General features: G+C 56.5%; 2 protein-coding genes. Both read left to right on the top strand.

All coding sequences use genetic code 11. From position 1 onward, the window contains the following. Positions 1-60: 60 nt before the first annotated feature. Complete coding sequence (locus GX147_08300) at positions 61-633, top strand: hypothetical protein (protein NLN60686.1); 573 nt, start codon at positions 61-63, stop codon at positions 631-633. Next, positions 626-1,667 (top strand): hypothetical protein (locus GX147_08295; GenBank protein NLN60685.1); only part of this gene is annotated, 1,042 nt, incomplete at its 3' end. The genes GX147_08300 and GX147_08295, both read left to right, overlap by 8 nt.

Genomic DNA, 1,667 nt, shown 5'->3' with positions numbered 1-1,667 from the left:
TAGTGCCGGCAGCTGATTTCGACCACCTCCGCTATGTGTTTGTTTTGGTGGAACCGGACCATGAGTCGTGAAGTCAATCCGGGACGGCGCCTGGCAGTCTATGGCCTCTGTTTTATCTTCCTGGCCTTTTTACAGCTTATGCTTTCCTTGGATCGCCGCTATCCCACGCCGGATTTCCTGCTGGTGTTCCCTTTGCTGGCGGCCCTGTGGACGCCGGGCTATGACAGTTTTATTCTGGGCCTTGCGGCAGGCTTCATCTGTGACTATGCGGCCGGCATCGGTTACGGCCCCGGTATGCTGGTGGCGATGATTCTCAGTCTGTGCGGCAACGCACTTGCCCGCCATGGCTGGAAAAACTATGCGGCGCGGGGCAGCCTCCTGGTCGCGGGTGCGACGGTTGTCCACACCTTGATCATGTCGGTTTTTGCCTGGCTGACCCCTCTCGGTCAAATTGACAGCTCTTTCGTCACGGCCATCAGGGCAGCCCTTATCCCTCTCCCCCTGAAGTTGCTGGCGAATCTGGGCGGAGCCCTGCTGATCACCGCTTATTTCTGGCTTGCATTCTTCAAGAGGCAGGCTGGCCGGGGTGAAGCGGACCTGGCGGTCAAAGTCAAGGAGGTGGCCCATGAGTGACCAAAAAGGTCTTCCCGGTTCACCGGGGTCTTCCTTCCTGCCTGCCCTTACCTTCAGGAAGACAGAGGGTGAACGTACTGCCACACTCTTCCCGGGCGGGCGGAGGTTTGCCCTTTTGACCAGTCTGATTGCGGCCATCCTGCTGCTCATTCTGTTCAGGACCGGCTCACTGCAGCTTTTCGGTAAAAATGACGTCTTTATTCCTGAAACGGTCGGGCAGATGAGTGAGATTACCCTGGAGGCGCCGCGTGGTGATATCGTGGATCGTAACGGAATCCCTCTGGCTGTCTCCGACGCTCTTGACCGGGTTGAACTGGTTTCCACCCGGATGACCAATGAACAGCTGAACCGCTTCCTGCTGGACCTGGCCATTCTTTTTGATGAATACCATTGTGACTTCAACAGCCCGTTGCTGAAATGGTTTGATCTGCCCCTGGAGTTCAGGGATGAGAATCTCCTCAGGACGGAGGCATCGCTCCGCTTCGTCTTTCGCCAGCCGCTCGAGGATATTTCCTACTGGCAGACGGACAAGGATCTTTTCAATTTGATCGACCGGGACAAGGCAGTCACGGAGAGGCAGAAACGCCGCATGGTCCGGGAGGATCCGGAAGAATTCTTCTATTTTCTGCTTGATGATTACTTCCAAATTGAACCGGACCGGGTGTCAGGAAGCAGGCTTTACACGGACGGCGAGGCCTTTCTGATCATGCAGCTCCGCTATCTGCTCCTTGAAAACAACTGGCTTTTCGCGAGCGGTCAACCGGTCCTCATCGCGGAAGCGGTTCCCGAGGGCCTGGCAGCCAGACTGATTGAGCAAAACTATAAATATCCCGGCGTGGTCGTGACCAAACACTATAAGAGGCGTTACACCGAAAACAGCCGTTACGTCGGACACGCCCTCGGCTACATGGGCCGGATATCGTCATCGGAATACAGTCTTTTGCAAGCGGCCGGCTATGGCAGCAGTGACATGATCGGAAAGACAGGCGTTGAACAGGCTGCTGAACGCTGCCTGCGGGGCGAGGCCGGAACGG

Source organism: Deltaproteobacteria bacterium (assembly GCA_012522415.1).
Lineage (GTDB): Bacteria > Desulfobacterota > Syntrophia > Syntrophales > JAAYKM01 > JAAYKM01.
The sequence above is the reverse complement of the archived record's forward strand: the minus strand, read 5'-3'. Positions and strand labels throughout refer to the sequence as shown.